The organism is Pedococcus soli (assembly GCF_054782575.1).
Genome location: NZ_BAAGSF010000003.1, coordinates 48,395 through 70,668, shown reverse-complemented (window position 1 = coordinate 70,668; position 22,274 = coordinate 48,395). Strand labels below are relative to the sequence as shown.

Here is a 22,274-nt window from a genome sequence, read left to right as displayed (position 1 = left end):
CACCATGCCGGACACGCCGGAGAACCCGCCGGAGCCCGAGTTCCCCTACGAGGACCTGCTGCCGATCGGTCCCGACCAGACGGGGTACCGCCTGCTGACGACCGAGGGCGTCCGGACGGTCGAGGGGCCCGGGGGTCGCACCTTCCTCGAGGTGGCACCCGAGGCGCTGCGGCTGCTCACCGACACGGCGATGCACGACATCGCCCACTACCTGCGGCCGGCCCACCTGACGCAGCTGCGGCGCATCCTCGACGACCCGGAGGCGAGCAACAACGACAAGTTCGTCGCGCTCGACCTGCTCAAGAACGCCAACATCGCCGCCGGTGGCGTGCTGCCGATGTGCCAGGACACCGGCACCGCGATCGTCATGGGCAAGCGCGGCCAGCACGTCCTCACCGAGGGCACCGACGAGCGCGCGATCGCCCGCGGTGTCAGCGACGCGTACACCCGCCTCAACCTGCGCTACTCGCAGATGGCGCCGCTGACGACGTGGGAGGAGAAGAACACCGGCTCCAACCTCCCCGCGCAGATCGAGCTCTACGCCGACACCGCCGAGGGCCACGAGAACACCTACAAGTTCCTCTTCATGGCCAAGGGTGGCGGCAGCGCCAACAAGTCCTTCCTCTACCAGGAGACCAAGGCGATCCTGAACCCCGAGCGCATGCTCGCGTTCCTGGACGAGAAGCTGCGTTCCCTCGGCACGGCCGCCTGCCCGCCCTACCACCTGGCCATCGTCATTGGCGGCACGAGTGCCGAGTTCGCCCTGAAGACAGCCAAGTACGCGAGCGCGAAGTACCTCGACGACCTCCCACGCGAGGGGGCGATGACGGCTCGCGGGTTCCGTGACACCGAGCTCGAGGAGCAGGTGCTCGAGCTCACCCGCAACTTCGGGATCGGGGCGCAGTTCGGCGGCAAGTACTTCTGCCACGACGTCCGCGTCGTCCGCCTCCCCCGCCACGGGGCCTCCCTCCCGGTCGCCATCGCGGTGTCCTGCTCCGCGGACCGCCAGGCCCTCGGCAAGATCACTCCCGAGGGCGTCTTCATCGAGGTCCTCGAGACGGACCCGGCCCGCTTCCTCCCGGAGACGACCGACGAGCACCTCGAGGGCGAGGACGACGTCGTGCGCATCGACCTCAACCGCCCGATGGACGACATCCGTGCCGAGCTGACGAAATACCCTGTCAAGACACGGCTCTCGCTCAGCGGCCCCCTCGTCGTCGCGCGCGACATCGCGCACGCCAAGATCAAGGAACGCCTCGACGCCGGCGACGGCATGCCGCAGTACCTCAAGGACCACGCGGTCTACTACGCAGGTCCGGCCAAGACGCCCGAGGGCTACGCCAGCGGCTCGTTCGGCCCGACGACCGCCGGCCGGATGGACTCCTACGTCGACCAGTTCCAGGCCGCGGGCGGGTCGATGGTCATGCTGGCCAAGGGCAACCGCTCCAAGCAGGTGACCGATGCGTGCGACGCCCACGGCGGCTTCTACCTCGGGTCGATCGGTGGCCCGGCGGCCCGCCTCGCGCAGGACTGCATCAAGTCGGTCGAGGTCCTCGAGTACGCCGAGCTCGGCATGGAGGCGGTCTGGAAGATCGAGGTCGAGGACTTCCCCGCCTTCATCGTGGTCGACGACAAGGGCAACGACTTCTTTGCCTCCACCACCAAGCCGATGGCCATGTCCATCCCTAAGAGACCGGGGCTGCTGTGAGCGAATCACCCATCAGTGCACAAGGATTCGACGACCTGATCGAGGCGAACAAGCGTTACGCCGAGACCGAGTTCTCGACCGGCGGGTTCGACGGCATCGCGCACGCAGGTGTCGCGATCGTCACCTGCATGGACTCGCGGATCGACCCGCTGCGACTCGTCGGCCTCCAGCCCGGCGACGCCAAGATCTTCCGCAACCCCGGCGGGCGGGTGACCTCCAACGCCCTCGAGGCGCTGGTCCTCGGCGTCCACCTGCTCGGCGTCGAACGCATCCTCATCGTGCCCCACACCCGGTGCGCCATGGCCTCGAACAGCGAGCAGGAGCTGCGGGCGAAGATCGGCGAGTCGTCCGGGCAGGACGCCTCCTGGCAGGGCTTCCACGTGGTCACCGACCAGCGGGCCGCGCTCGGTGCGGACGTCGCCGCGGTCCGCAGCCACCCGCTCATCCCCGGCACGGTCTCCGTCGGCGGCTTCCTCTACGACGTCGACAGCGGCCTGCTCGACCAGCTGTTCTGACCGTCGGTCCCCACGACGGGACCCGGAGACGGAGGCACACACACAGAGGCGGGGTATGGCGCGTGGTGACCACGCGCCATACCCCGCCTGTGTGCTGTTGGGGACCGGGGTCAGATGCCCTTGGCCGAGATGGTGACGTCGATGTTGCCGCGCGTCGCCTTGGAGTAGGGGCAGAACTCGTGGGCGAGCTCGGCGAGGCGTTGGGCCGTCGCGTCATCGACCCCGGGGACCTCCGAGACGAGGGTGACCGCGAGGCCGAAGCCCGTGTCGGTCTTGCCGAAGGTCACGTCGGCGGTGGTGGTGGACGCGCTGGCGTCGACACCCTCACGGCCGGCGACGGCTGCGAGCGCGCCGTTGAAGCACGAGGCGTAGCCGGACGCGAACAGCGTCTCCGGGTTGGCCTTGGGGTTGCTCTTGCTGCCGGGCTTGCCCAGGGGCAGGTCGACGACGCCGTCCTCACTCTGCACGCGGCCCTCACGTCCACCCTGGGCGGAGGCGGCGATGGTGTAGAGGGTCTCGTTGACTGCTTCGAAAGGCATGGCTGTCCTGTCTGTCGGTGTACGGGTACGTCTGCGCAACTCGTGGGGAGGTGGGGCAATTCCCGGTGGTCCACGTCCCGAGACGTGTGCCTGCACACACCGGTCGGCCACGCCCGAGCCCCTCCCCACCTGCTGCTCGCTAGGTTGGTGGCATGTCCCCACCAGTCCGCGTCGTCGTCATCGGTGGCGGGATCCTGGGCCTCGCAGTCGCCGAGCGGTTGCTGCGCACGCGGCCGGGGACCGAGGTCACGGTGGTCGAGAAGGAGCAGGGCTGGGCGCGGCACCAGACGGGGCGCAACAGCGGCGTCATCCACTCCGGCCTGTACTACCCGCCCGGGTCGGCCAAGGCGAGGATGTGCCGGGCCGGGTCCGCCTCCATGGTCGCCCTCGCCCGCGAGGACGGCATCGCGCACGAGGTGTGCGGCAAGCTCGTGGTGGCCACCCGTGAGGACGAGCTCGCCGGCCTGCGCCGCCTGCACGAACGCGGCCTCGCCAACGGGCTGCAGGTCCGTGAGCTCGGCCCCGAGGAGGCCCGCGAGCACGAGCCACACGTCGCGGCGCTGGCTGCCCTGCACGTGGCCGAGACGGGGATCATCGACTACGGCGCGGTCTGCGCGGCGCTCGTGCATCGCCTCGAGTCCGGCGGTGCCGAGCTGCTGCTCGGCACCGAGGTGCTCGGCGCCCACGAGACCGTCACCGGTGGGACGGTCGTCCGCACCACCCGAGGCGACCTGCCTGCAGACCTCGTGGTCGCCTGTGCCGGGCTGCACGCCGATGCCGTCGCCCGGCGTCTGGGGCACGAGCCCTCGGCGCGGATCGTGCCCTTCCGCGGGGAGTACTACGAGCTGTCCCCCTCGGCCACCCCGCTCGTCCGGGGCCTAGTCTACCCCGTCCCCGACCCCGACTTCCCGTTCCTCGGCGTGCACCTCACCCGCGGCATCGACGGTCACGTCCACGCCGGGCCCAACGCGGTGCTGGCGTTCGCGCGTGAGGGGTACGACTGGCGCACCGCCTCCTGGGAGGACCTGCGCGGCACCCTGACCTTCCCCGGGTTCTGGCGGCTCGCGGGTCGGCACTACCGGGCCGGGGCCCGCGAGGTGGCCCGGTCGGCGTCCCGGCACCTCTTCGCCGACAGCCTGCGCCGCCTGGTCCCGGAGATCCACGACGACGACCTGGTGCCCGCAACAGCCGGGGTTCGCGCCCAGGCCGTGCGGGACGACGGCACGTTGGTCGACGACTTCCTCGTGGAGCGGGTCGGCAAGGTGGTGCACGTCCTCAACGCCCCCTCGCCGGCCGCGACGAGCGCCCTGGAGATCGCGCGCCACATCGTCGACGACCTCGTGGGACCGCACGAGCGCTGACGCGGGGCCGAGGTCTTGACAGCGCGGCTCGCTGGGTTGCATGGTTAGTTACATGAGTAATGAACCGGCTAACCGAGGGTCCGTCCGGTGATGGACGACGGTCGGCCGATCTTCCTCCAGATCGCCGAACAGATCGAGAACTCGATCGTCGACGGCTCGATCGACGAGGAGAGCCAGGTCCCCTCGACCAACGAGCTCGCCGCCTTCCACCGGATCAACCCGGCCACGGCGGCCAAGGGCGTGGCCCAGCTCGCGACCGACGGGGTCATCTACAAGAAGCGGGGGATCGGGATGTTCGTCGCCAGCGGGGCGCGCTCGCGCCTGCTCGAACGGCGCCGGGAGGACTTCGCCCGGCAGTTCGTCGAGCCGCTCATGACCGAGGCACGCAAGCTCGGCATCGAGCCCGACTACGTGAGGAAGCTGATCGACGTGTGGGAGGAAGACCAGTGAGCATCATCGAGCTCGACCACGTCAGCAAGCGGTTCGGAGACGTCACCGCGCTGGACGACGTCACGGTCCGCTTGGAGGAGAACGCCATCCACGGCCTCCTCGGACGCAACGGCGCCGGCAAGACCACCCTGATGCAGATCCTCACGGCCCAGGCCTTCGCGACCTCGGGCCGGGTGCGGGCCTTCGGGGAGGACCCGTGGGAGAACACCGGCGTCCTCGATCGGACCTGCTTCATCCGTGAGGGGCAGCGCTACCCCGACGCCTTCACGGTGCGCCACGTCCTCGCGGCCGGGCGGATCTCCTTCGCACAGTGGGACGACGACCTCGCGACCGAGCTGGTCGACCAGTTCCGGCTCAGGACGAACCAGCGGGTCAAGAAGCTGTCACGCGGCCAGCTGTCCGCGGTCGGTGTGGTCCTGGGGCTCGCCTCGCGCGCCCCGCTGACGATCTTCGACGAGCCCTACCTGGGGCTCGACGCGGTCGCGCGGCAGCTGTTCTACGACCGCCTGCTGGCCGACTTCGCCGAGCACCCGCGCACCATCGTGCTCTCGACCCACCTCATCGACGAGGTGAGCGACCTGCTCGACCACGTCGTGGTGCTCGACCAGGGGCGGGTGGTCGTCGACGAGGACACCGAGGCGCTGCGCGGGAGCCTCGTCGTGGTGAGCGGCCCGAGCGCGGCGGTCGACGACTTCGCCGCCGGTCTCGACGTCGTGCACCGCGAGAACCTCGGCGGCTTCACGCGGGCGACCGTCCGCCACGCCCCGACCGCCGACGCCGAGCGGCACGGGCTCCGGCTGGAGCCCGTCTCGCTCCAGCAGCTCGTCGTGCGCACCACGACCGGCCCAGCCCTGCCACCCGACACCGTCATCCGCCACGAGGAGGTCCACCTCTCATGACCGCCGCCCTGAAGGTCCTGCGCATCCACCTGCTCCCGGGGCCGATGGCCCTGTTCTGGCCGTGGCTCATCCTGGCCATCTCGTTCTTCGTGAACCTCGCCATCTTCGGCCTCACGGACGTCCCCGTGGCCGACCGGCAGACCGGCGGCATCGCCTCGCTCTACGGCGTGGCGATCTTCGCGAACCTCTCGCTGTGGACCCAGGTCTTCCCGCTCGCGATCGGGCTGAGCTCCACCCGTCGCAGCTTCTTCCACGGGACGTGCCTGTACGTCCTGGGGCAGTCCGTGCTCGCGGGGGTCGTCCTCACCGTCCTCCACGCGCTGGAGGGAGCGACGAACGGCTGGGGCGTCCACATGCGGTTCTTCACCCCGGGATTCCTGGAGGGGGGCAACCCCGCCGAGCTGTTCCTCACCTACTCGGTGCCGTTCGTGTGCGTCTCGGCGCTGGGGATGCTCATGGGCACCGTCTTCAAGCGGTGGGGGCAGACCGGGATGTACTCCCTGTCGACCGCCAGCCTCCTGCTGGGGTGCGGTGCGGCCGTGCTCGTCACGTGGCGTCACGCCTGGGGCGCCGTCGGGCGGTTCTTCACCGACACCGACCCGTTGGCCCTGACCAGCGGCTACCCGCTCGTGCTCGCCGTGGCCCTCGGCGCGGCGGCCTGGGTCGTGCTGCGACCCGTCACGCCCTGACGCCGGGGCCGAACGGCCCGCTGCGCTACCGAGCCGGGCCGGCCGGCCGGCCCGGCCCGAGCCAGCACGGTAGCCCGGCTGACCGGTGGCTCAGAGCGAGAGGCGCGCCGTGACGACGTCGACGAGGCGACCGGCCACGGCCTGGGCCTCGGCCTCGTCTGCGGCCTCGACCATGACGCGCACGACCGGCTCGGTGCCGGACTTGCGCAGCAGCACGCGGCCCGAGCCGGCCAGGGCCGCCTCCTCCTTGGCCACCGCCTCCTGCAGCTCCACGTCACTGTCGACACGGGACTTGTCCACGCCCTTGACGTTGATGAGCACCTGCGGCAGCCGGCGCATCACGGTGGCGAGGTCGGCCAGTGAACGCCCGGTGGCGCAGACACGGGCAGCCAGCATCAGGCCGGTGAGGACCCCGTCCCCGGTGGTGCCGTGGTCGAGGAAGATCACGTGGCCGCTCTGCTCGCCGCCCAGGGACAGGTCGGACGCCCGCATCTCCTCGAGGACGTAGCGGTCGCCGACGCCGGTCTGGCGGACGGCGACCCCCTCACGCTCCATCGCCTGGATGAGCCCGAGGTTGCTCATCACCGTGGCGACGAGGGTGTCCTGGGCGAGCGCGCCGCGCTCCTTCATGTCGACCGCGAGGATGGCCATGATCTGGTCACCGTCCACCTCGTTGCCGTCGGCGTCGACGGCCAGGCAGCGGTCGGCGTCACCGTCGTGGGCGATGCCGAGGTCGGCGCCCTTGGCCTTCACAGCGGCCTTGATGTGGTCGAGGTGCGTCGAGCCGTACCCGTCGTTGATGTTGAGCCCGTCCGGCTCGGTGCCGATCTCGTGCACCGTGGCGCCGGCGAGGCGGAACACCTCGGGCGAGACCGAGCTCGCGGCGCCGTGCGCGCCGTCGATCACGACGGTGATCCCGTCGAGCCGGTTCGGCAGCACGGCGAGCAGGTGGGAGATGTAGCGCGTGTGGCCGTCGGGCATCGTCACGACCCGGCCCACGTCTGCGCCGGTCGGGCGGTCCCACTCCTGGTCGAGCAGGGCCGCGATCTCGTCCTCGACGGCGTCGTCGAGCTTGTGCCCACCGGTGGCGAAGAACTTGATGCCGTTGTCCGGCATGGCGTTGTGCGAGGCGGACAACATCACGCCGAAGTCGGCGTGGGTGTCGGCGGTGAGGAACGCGATCGCCGGGGTCGGCAGGACGTTGGCGTGGTAGACGTCGACCCCTGCCGAGGCGAGGCCGGCGATGACGGCGGCCGAGAGGAACTCGCCGGACGCCCGGGGGTCGCGACCGACGACGGCCTTGGGGCGGCGGCCGTTCCTGCGGGCCCCGTCCCCGAGGACGTGGGCCGCGGCGACGCTCAGCTTCAGGGCGAGCTCGGCGGTGATGTCGACGTTGGCGAGGCCGCGGACCCCGTCGGTCCCGAACAGTCGTGCCGGAGTGGCCATGGGTGGTGAACCTTTCGGTGGTCAGGCGCCCATGCGGCATACGGGAGGACCGCAACCGGGTGGCGCCCGCGAACACGGGCATCTCGAGGAACCTACTCCCCCGAACGCCGCGATGGCGGCACCCGACGTGCGGGTGCCGCCATCGCGGTGGTGAGACGGCAGGCGCCGAGGCGACGCCCACGCTGATCTGTCAGCACATGCGGAGCCAAGCGGTGAGCCTGGCGCCAGCCAGGATCAGCGCTTGCTGTACTGAGGCGCCTTGCGGGCCTTCTTGAGACCAGCCTTCTTGCGCTCCGGGACGCGGGAGTCGCGCTTGAGGAAGCCGGCCTTCTTGAGTGCGGGACGGTTCAGCTCCTCGTCGATCCCGTTCAGCGAGCGGGCGACGCCGAGGCGCACCGCGCCGGCCTGGCCGGAGGGGCCACCGCCGTGGACGCGCACGAGCACGTCGTAGGCACCGTCGAGCTCGAGCAGCGTGAGCGGCTCGTTGACGATCTGCTGGTGGACCTTGTTCGGGAAGTAGTGCTCGAGCGTGCGCCCGTTGATCTTCCACTCGCCGGTGCCGGGGACGATGCGCACGCGGGCGATGGCCTGCTTGCGTCGGCCGGTCGCCGCGCCGGGCGCCGTGGCGCTCGCACGTCGCGTGGGCTCGTCGGAGACGGGACCCTCGGACTCGGAGGTGTACTCGGTGAGCTCGACCTCGTCGGTCGAGTCGATGTTCTCGGTGGTGTCAGCCACGTGATGTCCTCAATTCGCTTTCTTGCACAGGTCCTTGCGGACTTACTGCGCGACCTGTGAGATCTCGAAGGGCTTCGGCTGCTGGGCCGCGTGGGGGTGCTCGCCGCCGGCGTAGACCTTGAGGTGAGTCAGCTGCTCGCGCCCGAGGGTCGTGTGGGGAAGCATGCCGCGGACGGCCTTCTCCACAGCCTTCTCGGGGCTCTTCGCGAGGAGCTCGGTGTAGGAGGTGCTCCGCAGGCCGCCCGGGAAACCGGAGTGGCGGTACGCCTTCTTCTGCTCGAGCTTGGCGCCGGTGAGGGCGACCTTGTCGGCGTTGATGATGATGACGAAGTCACCACCGTCGACGTGCGGCGCGAAGGTGGTCTTGTGCTTGCCGCGCAGGAGGATCGCGGTCTGGCTCGCCAGGCGACCCAGGACGACGTCCGTGGCGTCGATGACGTGCCAGGTCCGAGTGACCTCGGCCGGCTTCGGGGTAAAAGTGCGCAATGTACTGGCCCTTTGCTTGCTGGGAAGGATCCGTGTGCCGTGGGCGCCCGAGGCGCTGATGTGTCGCCTTGCGAGGGCGCACGGCACAACAGTGCTCAAGTTTACGGGTGGGGTGCGGTGGACCCAAATCGCCCCCGGGGCAGCCGGGAATGGCACCTGACCTGCGAGAACACGCTTTCGGAGCACCCGTGCACAGATCTTGTGCAAACAGAGTGTGCACATGTATTGTGCACACATGGCTCCCGATGAACCCTCCACGAGTGCCGGCCTGACCGGCTTCCGGCTCGATGCGACCTCACTGAAGGTCCTCGCCCACCCCCTGCGCTCGCGCCTGCTCTCGCGCCTGCGGATCGGGGGTCCGGCCACGGCGACCGACCTGGCGACCCAGCTCGGCACCAACTCCGGCGCCACCTCGTACCACCTGCGCAAGCTGGAGTCGGTGGGCCTCGTGAGCGACACCGGTGACGGTGAGGGCAAGCGGCGGCTGTGGCAGGCGGCCACCGAGAGCCACCAGTTCGAGCCGAGCGACTTCGCCGGCGACGAGGACTCCGAGACAGCCCTCAACTGGCTGGTCCGCGACTACGCGCGGCACTTCTCCGAGCGGTTCGAGAAGTGGCTCGACGTCGAGGCCGACTGGCCCATGGAGTGGCGCGACGCCGTGGGGCTCAACGACTCCTTCATCGTCGCCACGGCCGCGCAGGTGGAGGAGCTCAAGGTGGAGATCGACGAGCTCATCGCCCGCTACCGGCGGGTGGGACAGGGCAACCCCAACGCGCGTCGCCTTGCCGTCTACACCGCCACCTACCCGCTGGACCTCGACCGGGTCCCCCGAGGGACGGACCAGTCATGACCGCCTCCCCCGTGACCGCCCTGCAGGCCCGCCGGGTCCTGCTGCTGCTCACCTTCACCCGGTGGTTCCCGGTGGGACTCACCATCGGTGTGACGACGCTGCTCGTCCTCGAGCGCGGCATGAGCCTGGCCCAGCTCGGTGTCATCTTCTCGATGCAGGGCTTCGTCGTCCTCGGCCTCGAGCTGCCGACGGGCGGGTTCGCCGACGCGCTGGGCCGCCGCCCGGTGCTCGTGGCCTCGGCCGTGGTCGCCCTCGTCTCGGGCCTCGTGTTCATCACCTCCCACACCTTCACGGGGTTCGTCGTGGCGCTGCTGCTGCAGGGCGTGTTCCGTGCGCTGGACTCCGGGCCGCTGGAGTCCTGGTACGTCGACACCGCCCACGCCGAGGACCCGGCCATCCCGGTCGAGGACGGGCTCTCCCGCGCGGGCACGGTCCTCGGGCTGGCCATCGCCTCCGGCGCGCTGGTCTCCGGCGGCCTCATCGCCTGGCACCCGGTGCGGGCGCTGAGGGCCCTGGAGTTCCCGTACTGGTGCGCGATCGGCTTCTACGCCGTCCACCTCGCCGCCGTGGCGGTGCTCGTGCGCGAGCCCGTGACCCACGTCGACTCCACCGGGTTCCACCGCGCCCTGGCCTCGGCCAGGCAGGCACCGACGGTCGTCGTCGACGGCCTGCGCACGCTCCGCACATCACGCGTGCTGCTGGCGCTCGTGCTCGTGGAGGTGTTCTGGTCGGTCGGCATGATCGCGTTCGAGACGTTCATGCCGGTGCGGCTGGCCGAGCTCGCCGGGGGCGAGACGGAGGCGGGCGCGCTCATGGGGCCGGTGTCGGCCGCCGCCTGGGGCCTGTTCGCCGTCGGGTCGGCTGCTGCGGGGCTCGCGAGCCGCCGCATCGGCGTCGCCTGGACCGCGGTCCTCGCCCGCGTGCTCAACGGCGCCTTCATCGTCGTCATGGGCCTGATGCTCGGGACGGTCGGCCTGATCACCGCCTTCCTCGTCACCTACACGTTGCACGGTTCCGGCGGCCCGGTGCACAGCACCCTGCTGCACCGCCAGGCCGAGGCCCGCAACCGCACCACGGTCCTGTCGATGAACTCGATGATCGCCGGCGGCGCGTTCAGCCTCGGGATGCTCGTCCTCGGCCCGTTCGCCGAGAGCACCAGCACGGCGATGGCCATCATCGTGGCGGGAGCCTTCAGCATCCTCGGCGCCGCCCTGTACCTCCCCGCCATCCGCCAGGAACGCCACCAGGACCGGTCCGTCACCGAGCCAGCCCCCGCCTGAGCCCACAGACTGGGCACATGCGTTCCTTCCTCGCCGGAGTCCTCACCACCCTCGTGGCCCTCGCCGTCGCGGCCGTGGTCGTCGTGGGCACGCTGCCCGTCGCCGACCCGGCTCCAGCGACGTCGTCGCCCTCCCCCGCCCCCTCGGGGGCACCGGCGAGCGTCGCACAGGGTGAGACCTGGCTCAGCGACGTCGACCTCTCCAGCAGCACGGTCCTGACCTCCGACGGCCCCCTCACCGACGTGCGGGCGACCGGCGCCGGAGTGCGCCTCACCGCCGACGGGCTGAGGGCCCAGCGGCTCGACCTCGGGGCGGTCCTCCCGTTCGCCACCGCCGCGCGCCAGATCGGTGACGTCGAGCTGTATGCCGCCGGCAACGGCCGGGCGGGCGTCCGCCGGACTGCGAGCATCCTGGGGCGCGACCTCTCCGTCCGCGCCACGGGAACGGTGCGAGCCGTCGACGGCCAGCTGGTCATCGAGCCCGAGAGCGTCGACCTGGGCGGCCCCGGCCTGGTCGACACGGCCCTGTCCGCCGCCGCCAGGCGGTTCGTGACGATCCGCCACACGGTGACCGGGCTGCCCGCCGGGATGCGCCTGACCGGGGTCTCGGTGCAGCAGAACGGGTTCCGGGCCACGCTGTCCGGCACCGACGTGGTCCTCACCCAGTAGGCAGCGGCCCGTCGCACGACCGAAGCCCCCTGAGCGAGCGCGCTCAGGGGGCCTCGGTGGTGTCGTCGGTCAGCGCTGGACGAACACCGCGACGGTGCGCGGCGGCACCGTGGCCGTGCCGGCCGTCGCGTTCCACGACGAGGACTTGACGACCGGGTCGGCTCCGGTCGCCTGCACCGGGGACAGCGCCAGGGAGGCACCGGCCAGGCCGGGCACCTTCTGGGTCACGGCCGTCGGCGAGGCGTTGATGACGACGACCAGGCCCTTGAGCCGCGGGTCGACGTCGGCGCCGACGGTGTCATCGATCCGCATGGCGATCACGCCGGCCACCGCATCGGCCGTGCCGCTCGCCGGGTAGGAGACCTTGGCCCGGATCGCGTCGGCGTTGCCGAGCCGGAACAGCGGGGTGGAGAACCGCAGCCGGAGCAGCTCCTGCGCCTGGGCGCTGGCGGACTGCACGTCGTTCGCCGTCGGCTTGAGCGCCGGGTCGGCGAGCAGGGGCTTCATGTACGGCCACTTCGCCTCGTTGTCGCCCTTGAGCGGCAACCCGTGCCCGAAGCCGTTGTCGGCACCGGTCCAGTCGAGGGTGTTGAACCAGTCACCGCTGTCGTAGCTGTTGCGGTCGAGCGACTTGCTGCGCAGCAGGTCGGCGCCCGCGTGCCAGAACGACGGCGTCTGCGCGAGGGCCGTCGTGGCCAACGAGACCGAGTTCATCCGCACCCGGTCCTTCATCGTCGTGGCCTGCGGCAGCTTGAAGGCCAGGCTGTCGAACAACGTCTCGTTGTCGTGGGCGTCGACGTAGCTGATGACCTCGTCGGGCTGGTCGGCGTACCCCGCCGGCGCGCCGTTGTAGTCGACGTCCTTGCCCTGGGCGACCTTGCCGTTCTCGTTGAGCCGGAAGGCGAACGAACGCAGGTTGCCCGCCATACCGAGCTGAACGAGGTCGGTGTCGTGCTTGAGTCGCGTTGCGGCAGAAGGGTTTGCCCCACTGTCACCGTTGGGGTCGGTCGCTTCGCCGCTGCCGAAGCCCTGGGTGCGCGGGTCGTCGTCGAACGGCCCACCGCCACGGACGGCGTCCCTCAGGCGGTCGGAGAACGTCCCGATGCCGGTGCCCCCGAGCTGGCCCTGGGTGGCCTGCACGAAGCGCGCGTTGTCGGCGACCTCGCCGAAGTTCCAGCCCTCGCCGTAGAGGTAGACCTTCTTCCCGTCCACCCCGTCCCGGGCCAGGGTCAGCTTGTCGAGGGCGCCCCGGATCGCGAGCATGTTCGCCTTGCTGTGATGACCCATGAGGTCGAAGCGGAACCCGTCGACCTTGTAGTCCTTGGCCCACAGGACGACGGCGTCGACCATGGCCTTCTGGGCCATGGCGTGCTCGGTGGCGACGTTCTGGCAGCAGGTCGACGTCTCGACGCCGCCCGTGGCGTTCAGTCGCTGGTAGTACCCGGGGACGACCTTGTCGAGGACGCTGGTCGGCGCCTGGCCCGAGCTGGGCGTGTGGTTGAAGACCTGGTCGAGGACGACCCGCAGCCCGTCGCGGTGCAGCGCACCGACCATGGTGCGGAACTCGGCGACGCGGGCGCCACCGTCGGCCTTGGCCGGGGTGGAGGCGTAGGAGCCCTCGGGCGCCATCCAGTGCCACGGGTCGTAGCCCCAGTTGAAGGCGTCGCCCGAGCGGGTGGGCTCGATGCAGGCCTGCTGCTGCTCGCTGTCCGGGGCGTACGACTTCAGGTTGCACGCGGGCTTGGCCTGCTTGGCCGGGTCCTCCTCGATCGAGGCGATGTCGAAGGTCGGCAGCAGGTGCACCGTGTTGAGTCCGGCGGCCGCGAGCGCCTTGAGGTGCTTGGTGCCGTTGCCGTTCTCCGCGAACGCGAGGTAGGAGCCGCGGTTCTCGGCGCTCACCGTCGTGTCGTTGACGGAGAAGTCGCGCACGTGCAGCTCGTAGATGGTCGAGTCGACATCCTGCTTCAGCGCGGGCGCCTTCGTCGTCGACCACAGGGCCGGACGGTATGCCGGGTCCCGCAGGTCCACGGCGACCGACCGGGTCGAGTTGAGCGTCAGGGCCACCGAGTAGGGGTCGGTGACCTGGGTGGTCTCGACCTTGCCCGTGGACGGCACCCAGACGGTCACCTCGTACAGGTAGCGCGCGTTGCGCCATCCGGCCATGGCCGACCACGACCCGTCGTCCGCCCGGGTCATCGCGGTGCGCTTGGCAGCACTGGTCGGGGCGTTCGCCTTCGCGTCGGGCGCCCACGTGAGGACGTCGACCTTCTGCGCGGTCGGTGCCCACAGCCGGAACACCGGCTTGCGACCCTGGAAGGTGACGCCGTAGGCGCGCTTGCTCGCCCCGGCGGCATACAGGTCGTCCAGGGCGTAGGCGTTCTGGGTCCCGGTGGCGTCGAGCAGCCGGTTCAGCGAGTCGTACATGCCGACGGCGACCTGTCCGCGCAGGATCACGGGGACGGCGTTCGCGGTGCGCTTGTCGAGGTTCAGGGCGAGGTAGCCCTTGAGCTCGGGGTGCGCCGTCGTGACCTTCGCAGGCAGGCCCGCGGGGTCGAACGTCAGCGGGGCGGACGAGCCACCGGTGATGTCCTCGGCATCGACCGTGAGCCCACCCTTGGCGGACCATGCGAGGCGCCACTTGAGCAGGGCCGGGTTGGCACCGTCGGGGACCATGTCGGCGGGCCAGGCGACGGTGTCGCGGTCGACCCAGATGGCGCGCTGCTTGGTCAGGTCGGGAGCCGAGCCGGCCCGGACCACCTTGGTGGTCGCCACGTGCGTCGCGAGGTCGTAGGAGATCGACGTGATCATCCCGGCCGCGGGGACGGTCACCGAGAGGTTCGCTCCGCCGGGTGCGCCACCCGCGCCGTAGTTCTCGTCCCAGTTCAGGCCGTGGGCGATCTTGAACTCGTAGGTACCGGGCGGGAGCTGGTCGGTCGACCACGTGTACGTCTTGTCGCCGTCCGGGTCCTGCAGCCACGGCTGCATGCAGTCCGGGCTCCAGTCAGCCGGGCAGCCCAGCTCGCTCTGGAAGGCACCCGGGGCCGTGATGATCGGTCCCTGGGCGTCGGAGGTGGCCCAGTGCGTGGCGTGGTCGTAGTAGAACGTCACCGGTCCGCTCGGCGCGGTGTAGCTGATGTTGTCGCCGTTGGGGCGGCCGCCGGCGCCGTAGTTCTCGTCCCACTTCTTGTCGATCGCCGCCTTGTAGGCGTGCTCGGCCGGAGGGAGCGTGTACGTCCCCTTCCAGACGTGGTCCTTCGGGTCGAGCGTGAGCTGGGCCTGGTCGCAGTCGGGCGCCCAGTCGGCGGCACAGCCCATCTCGCTGTTGTGGTCACCGGGAACGCTGACGTTCGCCGGCTGGGTCACCGGACCGACGCCACCACCGTCGCCGCCACCAGCCGGCTTGGGGTCGCCGACGATGCCGTAGGACGAGGAGGCAGAGACGTGCCCGGCGCTGTCCTTGGCGACGGCGCGGTACTCCAGCAGGGTCCCCTTGGCCATCCCGCTCACGTCGTGGAAGACGCGGTACGGCGCGTTGTCGTCCGTGCCGAGCTTCTGCCAGGCCGTGGTGCCGACCGGGCGGTAGAGGAAGCTCACCTGGGCGAAGGTGTTGTCCGGGATGGCGGCGCCGATCTCGGCGCGACCGCCGACGACGTCGCCGGCGCCCGGCGAGGTGAGGTAGACCGCCGGGGCCGACTTCGGCTTGTCCATCGGGGACGTCGCCTTCCAGACCGACACGGACTGGGCGGGGACGCTCACCGTGACGCGACCGTCCTTGGCCGACCGGACCAGCCGCGAGGTCCCGTACACGGGCTTGAAGGTCTGGTTGTGCCCGTAGGTGGCGAACGTCGCCGACTTCGTGGTGGTCGCGTTGTTGGCGGCGACGACGTACTCCACGCGCTTGCCCTCGTCGATCCGGGAGAAGGCGAAGACACCGGCGTTGCTGCTGGCGTAGCGGTGGACCTGGGCTCCGTCCGCCAGGGCCGGGTTCGCGGCGCGGACCGCCGCCAGCGACTTGATGTGCTGGTAGAGCGGGGCGCTCGTCGAGTAGCGGTCCTTGGAGCCGGCGGTCCCGCCGAGGACGGGCTGCGTGGTGTAGCCGGGGTCGGTGCCACCACCCGCCTTGGGCCGGTCGGCGACCTTGGAGGCGAACATGTCCTGCCGGGCGTCCTTGTCACCGCCGTAGCCGACGAAGCCCTGCTCGTCGCCGTAGTAGGTGATGGGTTGGCCACGCGTGAGGTACATCAGGGAGTCGGCGAGCTTGACCTTCGACATCAGCGCCGGTCCGACCGGGTCGGCCCCCTTGAGGAGGTAGCCGACGCGACCCATGTCGTGGTTGCCGAGGAAGGTCGGCAGCTCGTACGCGTTCGAGTCGGTGTCCGTGTAGTAGTCGTCGTCGGCATAGAGGTCGCGCAGGTCCGTCCCCGCCTTGCCCTGGGCCCAGTTGGTGGCCTGCGCCTGGAACCCGAAGTCGAGGGTGGCCTGCAGCTTCCCGGTCGTCGTGAACTGCGACATGTACGAGGGCCGTGCGTCGTAGACCTCGCCGAACATGAAGAAGTCGTCGTTCTTGCGGGCCTTGGCCTGGGCGATCATCGCCGGGCTGAACGACTGCCAGAACTCCATGTTGACGTGCTTGACCGTGTCGATGCGGAAGCCGTCGACCCCGAAGTCGACCCACGCCTTGTAGATGTCCTCCATGCCCTTCTCGACGTCCTGCTGCTCGGTGAACAGGTCGTCGAGGCCGACGAAGTCGCCGTACTCCGAGGACTCACCGGCGAAGGTCGAGTCACCACGGTTGTGGTAGTTCGTCGGGTCGTTGAGCCACGCCGGGACCTTGGCCGTGGAGTCGCCGGGGTTGGTGAAGACCGGGGTGTAGGGGAACGAGGTCCTGGGGTCGAGCTTCGGGAAGCCGGGCTTGCCCGCGTACGCCTTGTCGTCGAAGACGGTGCCGTCGGCGTCCTTGTAGGGGAAGGCCGTCTTGTCGCGGTAGGTGTACTGGTTCTCCTTGTAGTTGATGACGTCCGCGGTGTGGTTGGTGATGATGTCGAAGAAGACCTTCATCCCCTTGGCGTGCGCCGCGGCGATCAGGGCCTTGAGGTCGGCGTTGGTGCCGAGGTGCGGGTCGACCTGGGTGAAGTCGGTGATCCAGTAGCCGTGGTAGCCCGCGCTCTCGTTGCCCGCGGAACCCTGAACCGGCTTGTTCTTGAACGACGGGGTCAGCCAGATCGCCGTCGTGCCCAGGCCCTTGATGTAGTCGAGCTTGCCCTCGATGCCCTTGAGGTCACCACCGTGGTAGAAGCCCTTGTCCGTCGGGTCGTAACCCGTCGCGAGCCGTCCGCCCGTCAGCCCGCCGAGGTCGTTCCCCTTGTCCCCGTTGGCGAACCGGTCCGCCATGACGAAGTAGTAGCGCTCCTTGGTGAGCGGCTGGCGCAGCGAGTCCGCGGCATACGCCTTGTCGGCGGTGGTGGCCGGCCCGGACAGGGTCACGGGGCGGACACCGACCTGGTGCGACACGTCGTCGTAGGTGAACTCGAGCCTGGCCGGCCCCTTGAGGACCAGCGGGAGGTTCGCTCCGCCCTTGGCGCCACCGGCGCCGTAGCTCTCGTCCCACGAGTGGTCGATGGCGACCTTGTACTCGTAGGTGCCCGCGGGGACGGTCACGGTCTTCGCGTAGGTCGTGCCGGTGCCGACCCGCGTCAGGTCGGTCGCGGTGCAGGCGGGGGCCCAGTCCGCATCGCAGCCGAGCTCGGACTGGAGCGACCCGACGAGGGTCACCGTCCGTTCGGCCGCTGCGGCCGGGGCCGCGGTGAGCGGGACGAGCGCCCCGGAGAGGACCAGCGCTGCGCCGCTGACGGCGGCGACGACGGACGAACGGACCATTGACAGCTCCTTTGCTGCGGGGGTGCCGGCACACCCTATGACCCTGTTCGTCCGACTCGCCAGAGTGCGTTGCAACTTGCTGCAAGAAATTGCGATCTCTTGACCTGCGGCAACGCGATCGCCGTCGCCACGGTGGCGTCACGGTGTGACCTGGGTCACCATGAACGATGGGCCGCTGCCATCCCGCAGCCTCCGCCGAGCACAAAGGAGTGCCATGTCCAGGAAAGTCACACCACGGATGCCCCGAGGCACCCGCACACGGACGGCCCTCGTGGCCGGGACCGTCCTGACCGTCGGGCTCGCGATGGGCATCCCGTCATCGGTCACCTCCGCCCAGGGCGACGGCAACCGCACCGAGGTTCCCGGCGTCACGGCAAACCTCTTCGAGTGGAACTGGGACTCGGTCGGCAACGAGTGCACCACGGTGCTCGGGCCCGGGGGCTACCAGGGCGTCCAGGTCTCGGCGCCGGCGGACTCCCTCAAGCGGATCGCCCTGGGCGACGGCAGCAACACCGTCCTCCACCCCTGGTGGGAGGTCTACCAGCCCGTCGACTACGCCCTCACCAGCCGGATGGGCTCCGAGGCGCAGTTCAGGTCCATGGTCACCACCTGTCGCAAGGCAGGCGTGAAGGTCTACGTCGACGCGGTCATCAACCACATGACGGGGCAGGGCAGCACGTCCTACGGCGGCCAGACCTACACCCACTTCAACTACCCGGGCGTGTACTCGGAGACCGACTTCCACCACAAGGGCACCGGGCCCGACGACTGCACCTCCGCCTCGGGTGGCATAGAGGACTTCAACAACATGCACCAGGTGTTCACCTGCGAGCTGGTGGGACTGGCGGACCTCGACACGTCGAGCCCGACGGTCCAGGACCGACTTGCCGCCTACCTCAACACGCTGATCGGCTACGGCGTCTCCGGGTTCCGCGTCGACGCGGCGAAGCACGTCGGCCAGACCGACCTCGATGCCATCTACGCCAAGCTCCACCGCACGCGGGACAAGGTGAAGCCGTACTGGGCCCTCGAGGTGTTCGGCGGCGGACCCGGCGTCCTGTCGCCCCAGGCCTTCACGAGCAGTGGTGACGTGCTCGGCCTCGACGGGGTCAAGCAGATCCGCGATGCCTTCAAGAGCTACCCGGCAGAGCACATCGGCAGCCTCGCGACCCTGCAGGTCTTCGGTTCCGGCTCGGGGCTCACCCCGGCGGCGAAGACACTGTCCTTCGTCACGAACCACGACACGGAGCGCAACGGCGACGCCCTCAACTACAAGGACGGCGCGCGCTACGTGCTGGCCAACGAGTGGCTCCTCGCCGACGGGTACGGCCATCCGCAGGTCTTCTCGGGCTTCACCTGGAACACGACGGACGACTCCCCACCCTCCGACGCCAACGGGATCATCACCAACACCGACTGCGCCAACGGCCAGTGGACCTGCACGCACCGCAACCCGGGCATCCTCGGGATGGTGGGCTGGCACAACTACGTCGGCACCGCTCGCCGGGGCAACTTCTGGACCGACGGCGACAACGTCATCTCCTTCAGCCGGGGCGACCGGGGATGGGTGGCGTTCAACAACGGTCCAGCGGCGAAGACGATCACCGTGCAGACCGGACTGCCCCGGGGCCACTACTGCAACGTGCTCGAGGGCAAGGCGACACGGGCCGGCTGCGCCAACGGCAGCGCACCCGTCCAGGTGAACGGCCGCGGGTACGCCACGGTCACCGTGGGAGCCACCGGCGCGGTGGCGCTCGACCGGCAGAACAGGACCTGACCCTCGCCACCACGCGGGCCAGGACGTCGGGGATCCGAGCGTCCTGGCCCGCCCAGCACCGGGCAGCTCAGCGGCTGCGGACGACGCGACCCTCGTCCCAGACCGGCTCGTCGCTCTCGTAGACGCGGCCGTCGGCGCCGAAGACGAGGAACCGGTCGAAGCCGCGGGAGAACCAGCGGTCGTGGGTCACCGCGATGACCGTCCCCTCGAACGCAGCCAGCCCCTCCTCCAGGGCCTCGGCCGAGTGCAGGTCGAGGTTGTCCGTGGGTTCGTCCAGCAGCAGGCACGTGGCACCTGACAGCTCGAGCAGCAGGATCTGGAACCGCGCCTGCTGCCCACCGGAGAGCGACTCGAAGGTCTGCTCGCTGGCCCGCGCCAGGCCGTAGCGGTCCAGCGCCCGGGCCGCCTCCTCGCGAGGCTTCCCGGCCCGGTGCTCGTCACCGCGGTGCAGGATCTCCAGCAGCGTCCGTCCGGTCAGCGACGGCTGCTCGTGCGTCTGCGCGAACCACCCCGGCCGCACCCTCGACCCGAGGCGGAGCCGCCCGGTGTGCTCGACGGGGCGGGGGACGACGTCGCCGACCGGCTGGTGCTCCACGTCGGGGTCGCTGCCGCCGCACGCCACGAGGCGCAGGAAGTGCGACTTGCCCGACCCGTTGCTCCCGAGGACCGCGACCCGCTCCCCGAACCAGACCTCGAGGTCGAAGGGACGCATCAACCCGGTGAGCTCGAGACCCTCGGCGATGACCGCGCGCTTGGCCGTGCGCCCACCCTGCAGGCGCATCCTGACGTTCTGCCGCAACGGGATCGCCTCGGGCGGCCCCGCCTCGACGAACCGCCGCAAGCGCGTCTCGGCCGCCTGCAGCTTGGGCGCCATGTCGGAGTTGTACGAGGCCTTCTGCCGGTACATGACGACCAGCGCCTTGAGCTTGAGGTGCTCCTCGTCCCAGCGGCGGGCGAGCTCCTCGAGGCGGGAGTTCCGGTCCTCACGAGCCTGCTGGTAGGTCGCGAAGCGGCCCGGGTGCACCCAGAGGCTCGACCCGGCGCTCCCGGGCTCGAGCGTCGCGATGCGGGTGGCGACGCGGTCGAGCAGCTCGCGGTCGTGGCTGACGAACAGCACCGTCTTCGGCGAGGCGATGAGCTGGTCCTCGAGCCAGCGCTTGGCGGGGACGTCGAGGTAGTTGTCCGGCTCGTCGAGCAGCAGGACCTCCTCGGGCCCGCGCAGGAGCGCCTCGAGGACCACGCGCTTCTGCTCCCCGCCCGAGAGGGTGGTGACCTTGCGCCACTGGGCCTTGTCGAACGGCATACCGAGGGCTGCCACGGTGCACACGTCCCAGAGCGTCTCGTAGTCGTAGCCTCCGACGTCGCCCCACGTGACCAGCGCCTGCGCGTAGGCCATCTGGTCCGACTCCTCGTCGCGCTCCATCATGGCCAGCTCGGTCCGGTCGATCTCGGCGGCAGCGGCGCGGATCGCGGCCGGTGCCACGGAGACGAGCAGGTCGCGGACGGTGGAGTCGTCCCGGACCGAGCCGATGAACTGGCGCATCACCCCGAGCCCGCCAGAACGCGTCACGGCACCGTCGTTCGCCGTCAGGTCCCCGGCGATGATCCGCCCCAGGGTCGTCTTGCCCGTGCCGTTGGGACCGATGAGCGCGACCTTGGCGCCCTCCCCCACCCGGAGCGAGACGTCGCCGAGCAGCGGCCTGCCGTCGGGCAGGACGAAGCTGACGGAGTTGACGTCGATGTGGCCCACGGGACAAGGGTGCTGCACCGCGTGCCCTGCCGTCACCTCGATATCGCCGGCTGGCGCCGGCCGGGCTCCCCCGTGCCCGGCCCCGGCCGTCGGCGCAAGCCCGCGCGGACATCCGCACCACAAGGGGGGTGCGCGGGTGACCGTACGGAGGAGGCAACGGTCAAGGCTTGCCCAAGTCGGCTCAGGGGACCCGCCCACCACGGCAACCATCGAGGTGTCGTCGAAAGGTCTCCCCGTGCCCCGTCCCACCACCGCGTTGCGCGCCGTCGTTATGGTCAGCCTCGTGTCCCTCATCGGCATCATCGGCGTGAGCGCTGCCGCGCAGGCCAGTGCCGCCCAGAACGGCCCGAAGGCCGCCCCGGCCGCCGGGACGGCCTCGCCGACCCGCGCGAAGAGCCCCCAGGGAACCAAGGCCACCAAGGTCCGCAGGACCCGGCCCGTCCCGGGCGCCGTCGCCGCCGCCACCCCCGCGATCCCTGCCGCGCGCGCCATGTACGTGTGGGACACCTCCGACGCGCAGGCCGTCGTCGCCCTGGCCACCTCCCGCGGCATCGGCCAGCTGTATGCCGCCGTCCCCGCCCACGTGGACAGCTCGCCGAAGCTCGCGGAGCTGCGTGCGCTGGTCACCCTGGCCCGGGCGTCAGGCCTGAGGGTCGACGCGCTCGGCGGCGACCCCGGCTGGGTCGACAACCCCTCGGCCGCCGTCACGAGCTGGCTGCGCCCCACTCTCGCCACCGGGCTGTTCACCGGTGTCCACGTCGACATCGAGCCCTACAACACCCCCGCGTGGACGAAGAAGCGGTCCACCGTCGTGACGAAGTACCTGGCCACCCTCGACGCCTTCCGTGCGACCGCGGGCAGCACCCCCCTCGAGGCGGACATCCCGTTCTGGTTCGACGAGATCCCGGCCAACAGGTCGACCTTCGACCGGGAGGTCATGAAGCGCACGGACGGCGTCACGGTGATGGCCTACCGTCGCCTCGCGAGCGGCGTCGACGGGTCGATCGCGCTGTCCGCCAACGAAGTCCGCGCCGGCGCCGAGCTCGGCGTCCCGGTCCGCATCGGCCAGGAGACCAACCACCTCGGTGACGACCCGGTGTCGGTGAAGCAGTCCTTCTACGGTGGGACGATGGCGCAGATGGAGGTGCAGCTCGACCTCGTCGTGGGGGCCTACTCCGGCTCACCGTCGTTCGCCGGCCTCGCGATCCACGACGCGATCGGCTACGCCGCCATCCGGGACTGAG

General features: G+C 70.4%; 17 protein-coding genes. 11 read left to right on the top strand and 6 right to left on the bottom strand.

Going from position 1 to position 22,274, the window contains the following annotated elements:
- Nucleotides 1-4 precede the first annotated feature (4 nt).
- Complete coding sequence (locus ACYVKF_RS03255; RefSeq protein WP_056915430.1) at nucleotides 5-1,708, top strand: fumarate hydratase; 1,704 nt, start codon at nucleotides 5-7, stop codon at nucleotides 1,706-1,708.
- Complete coding sequence (locus tag ACYVKF_RS03250; protein WP_056915431.1) at nucleotides 1,705-2,223, top strand: beta-class carbonic anhydrase; 519 nt, start codon at nucleotides 1,705-1,707, stop codon at nucleotides 2,221-2,223. Before ACYVKF_RS03255 ends, ACYVKF_RS03250 begins: the two co-directional genes overlap by 4 nt.
- Before the next feature lie 110 nt (nucleotides 2,224-2,333).
- Here the strand turns inward: ACYVKF_RS03250 and ACYVKF_RS03245 are convergent, their stop codons facing one another.
- Nucleotides 2,334-2,762, bottom strand: coding sequence for an Ohr family peroxiredoxin (locus ACYVKF_RS03245; protein WP_056918395.1), 429 nt, complete (start codon nucleotides 2,760-2,762; stop codon nucleotides 2,334-2,336).
- Between the two features lie 152 nt (nucleotides 2,763-2,914).
- On the opposite strand from ACYVKF_RS03245, the gene lhgO reads away from it, so the two are divergent.
- The 4 genes from lhgO to ACYVKF_RS03225 all read left to right on the top strand — a co-directional run bounded on the left by lhgO (nucleotide 2,915) and on the right by ACYVKF_RS03225 (nucleotide 6,161).
- Nucleotides 2,915-4,123, top strand: coding sequence for an L-2-hydroxyglutarate oxidase (lhgO, locus tag ACYVKF_RS03240; RefSeq protein ID WP_056918396.1), 1,209 nt, complete (start codon nucleotides 2,915-2,917; stop codon nucleotides 4,121-4,123).
- A gap of 90 nt (nucleotides 4,124-4,213) precedes the next feature.
- Nucleotides 4,214-4,573, top strand: coding sequence for a GntR family transcriptional regulator (locus tag ACYVKF_RS03235; RefSeq protein ID WP_056918397.1), 360 nt, complete (start codon nucleotides 4,214-4,216; stop codon nucleotides 4,571-4,573).
- The gene (locus ACYVKF_RS03230; RefSeq protein ID WP_460964803.1) at nucleotides 4,570-5,472 is read left to right on the top strand and encodes an ABC transporter ATP-binding protein; all 903 of its coding nucleotides are present in this window, start codon (nucleotides 4,570-4,572) and stop codon (nucleotides 5,470-5,472) included. The genes ACYVKF_RS03235 and ACYVKF_RS03230 overlap by 4 nt, the downstream gene beginning before the upstream one ends.
- Nucleotides 5,469-6,161 carry a hypothetical protein gene (locus ACYVKF_RS03225; protein ID WP_056918399.1) on the top strand — a complete coding sequence of 231 codons (693 nt, stop codon included), beginning with the start codon at nucleotides 5,469-5,471 and terminating at the stop codon, nucleotides 6,159-6,161. Before ACYVKF_RS03230 ends, ACYVKF_RS03225 begins: the two co-directional genes overlap by 4 nt.
- 90 nt (nucleotides 6,162-6,251) lie before the next feature.
- Here the strand turns inward: ACYVKF_RS03225 and glmM are convergent, their stop codons facing one another.
- From glmM to rplM, 3 genes are all read right to left on the bottom strand, one after another.
- Nucleotides 6,252-7,607 (bottom strand): phosphoglucosamine mutase, encoded by a 1,356-nt coding sequence (gene glmM, locus ACYVKF_RS03220; protein ID WP_460964800.1) that lies wholly within the window; start codon nucleotides 7,605-7,607, stop codon nucleotides 6,252-6,254.
- A 234-nt stretch (nucleotides 7,608-7,841) separates the two neighbouring features.
- Nucleotides 7,842-8,342, bottom strand: a complete 501-nt coding sequence (gene rpsI, locus ACYVKF_RS03215) for a 30S ribosomal protein S9 (RefSeq protein ID WP_056915434.1) — start codon at nucleotides 8,340-8,342, stop codon at nucleotides 7,842-7,844.
- Nucleotides 8,343-8,384: 42 nt separating this feature from the next.
- Nucleotides 8,385-8,828 carry a 50S ribosomal protein L13 gene (gene rplM, locus ACYVKF_RS03210; protein WP_056915435.1) on the bottom strand — a complete coding sequence of 148 codons (444 nt, stop codon included), beginning with the start codon at nucleotides 8,826-8,828 and terminating at the stop codon, nucleotides 8,385-8,387.
- Between the two features lie 235 nt (nucleotides 8,829-9,063).
- On the opposite strand from rplM, the gene ACYVKF_RS03205 reads away from it, so the two are divergent.
- The 3 genes from ACYVKF_RS03205 to ACYVKF_RS03195 are packed head-to-tail and all read left to right on the top strand — an operon-like array spanning nucleotide 9,064 to nucleotide 11,626.
- Nucleotides 9,064-9,678, top strand: a complete 615-nt coding sequence (locus tag ACYVKF_RS03205) for a winged helix-turn-helix domain-containing protein (protein ID WP_056915436.1) — start codon at nucleotides 9,064-9,066, stop codon at nucleotides 9,676-9,678.
- Entirely contained in the window at nucleotides 9,675-10,958 is a 1,284-nt protein-coding gene (locus ACYVKF_RS03200; RefSeq protein WP_460964797.1) for an MFS transporter, read from the top strand. The genes ACYVKF_RS03205 and ACYVKF_RS03200 overlap by 4 nt, the downstream gene beginning before the upstream one ends.
- A gap of 17 nt (nucleotides 10,959-10,975) precedes the next feature.
- A complete protein-coding gene (locus tag ACYVKF_RS03195) occupies nucleotides 10,976-11,626 on the top strand; it encodes an LmeA family phospholipid-binding protein (protein WP_460964795.1) in 651 nt (216 codons plus the stop codon).
- Nucleotides 11,627-11,695: 69 nt separating this feature from the next.
- On the opposite strand, the gene pulA is transcribed toward ACYVKF_RS03195, so the two are convergent.
- Entirely contained in the window at nucleotides 11,696-17,503 is a 5,808-nt protein-coding gene (gene pulA, locus ACYVKF_RS03190) for a pullulanase-type alpha-1,6-glucosidase (protein ID WP_460964793.1), read from the bottom strand.
- Nucleotides 17,504-17,717: 214 nt separating this feature from the next.
- Here pulA and ACYVKF_RS03185 point away from each other — a divergent pair, with 214 nt between their 5' ends.
- Nucleotides 17,718-19,280: an alpha-amylase gene (locus ACYVKF_RS03185; protein WP_460964791.1), complete on the top strand. Its 1,563-nt coding sequence runs from the start codon at nucleotides 17,718-17,720 to the stop codon at nucleotides 19,278-19,280.
- A 67-nt stretch (nucleotides 19,281-19,347) separates the two neighbouring features.
- On the opposite strand, the gene ACYVKF_RS03180 is transcribed toward ACYVKF_RS03185, so the two are convergent.
- Nucleotides 19,348-21,030 (bottom strand): ABC-F family ATP-binding cassette domain-containing protein, encoded by a 1,683-nt coding sequence (locus ACYVKF_RS03180; RefSeq protein ID WP_056915441.1) that lies wholly within the window; start codon nucleotides 21,028-21,030, stop codon nucleotides 19,348-19,350.
- A gap of 235 nt (nucleotides 21,031-21,265) precedes the next feature.
- Between ACYVKF_RS03180 and ACYVKF_RS03175 the strand changes: the two genes are divergently transcribed.
- Nucleotides 21,266-22,273 (top strand): hypothetical protein, encoded by a 1,008-nt coding sequence (locus ACYVKF_RS03175; protein WP_460964789.1) that lies wholly within the window; start codon nucleotides 21,266-21,268, stop codon nucleotides 22,271-22,273.
- Nucleotide 22,274 lies beyond the last annotated feature (1 nt).

Coding starts and splice junctions, on each gene's coding strand:
- ACYVKF_RS03225 (WP_056918399.1), top strand. CDS start 5,469: ATGACCGCCGCCCTGAAGGTCCTGCGCATCCACCTGCTCCCGGGGCCG.
- ACYVKF_RS03185 (WP_460964791.1), top strand. CDS start 17,718: ATGTCCAGGAAAGTCACACCACGGATGCCCCGAGGCACCCGCACACGG.
- ACYVKF_RS03195 (WP_460964795.1), top strand. CDS start 10,976: ATGCGTTCCTTCCTCGCCGGAGTCCTCACCACCCTCGTGGCCCTCGCC.
- glmM (WP_460964800.1), bottom strand. CDS start 7,607: ATGGCCACTCCGGCACGACTGTTCGGGACCGACGGGGTCCGCGGCCTC.
- pulA (WP_460964793.1), bottom strand. CDS start 17,503: ATGGTCCGTTCGTCCGTCGTCGCCGCCGTCAGCGGCGCAGCGCTGGTC.
- ACYVKF_RS03255 (WP_056915430.1), top strand. CDS start 5: ATGCCGGACACGCCGGAGAACCCGCCGGAGCCCGAGTTCCCCTACGAG.
- ACYVKF_RS03235 (WP_056918397.1), top strand. CDS start 4,214: ATGGACGACGGTCGGCCGATCTTCCTCCAGATCGCCGAACAGATCGAG.
- ACYVKF_RS03205 (WP_056915436.1), top strand. CDS start 9,064: ATGGCTCCCGATGAACCCTCCACGAGTGCCGGCCTGACCGGCTTCCGG.
- ACYVKF_RS03200 (WP_460964797.1), top strand. CDS start 9,675: ATGACCGCCTCCCCCGTGACCGCCCTGCAGGCCCGCCGGGTCCTGCTG.
- ACYVKF_RS03245 (WP_056918395.1), bottom strand. CDS start 2,762: ATGCCTTTCGAAGCAGTCAACGAGACCCTCTACACCATCGCCGCCTCC.
- lhgO (WP_056918396.1), top strand. CDS start 2,915: ATGTCCCCACCAGTCCGCGTCGTCGTCATCGGTGGCGGGATCCTGGGC.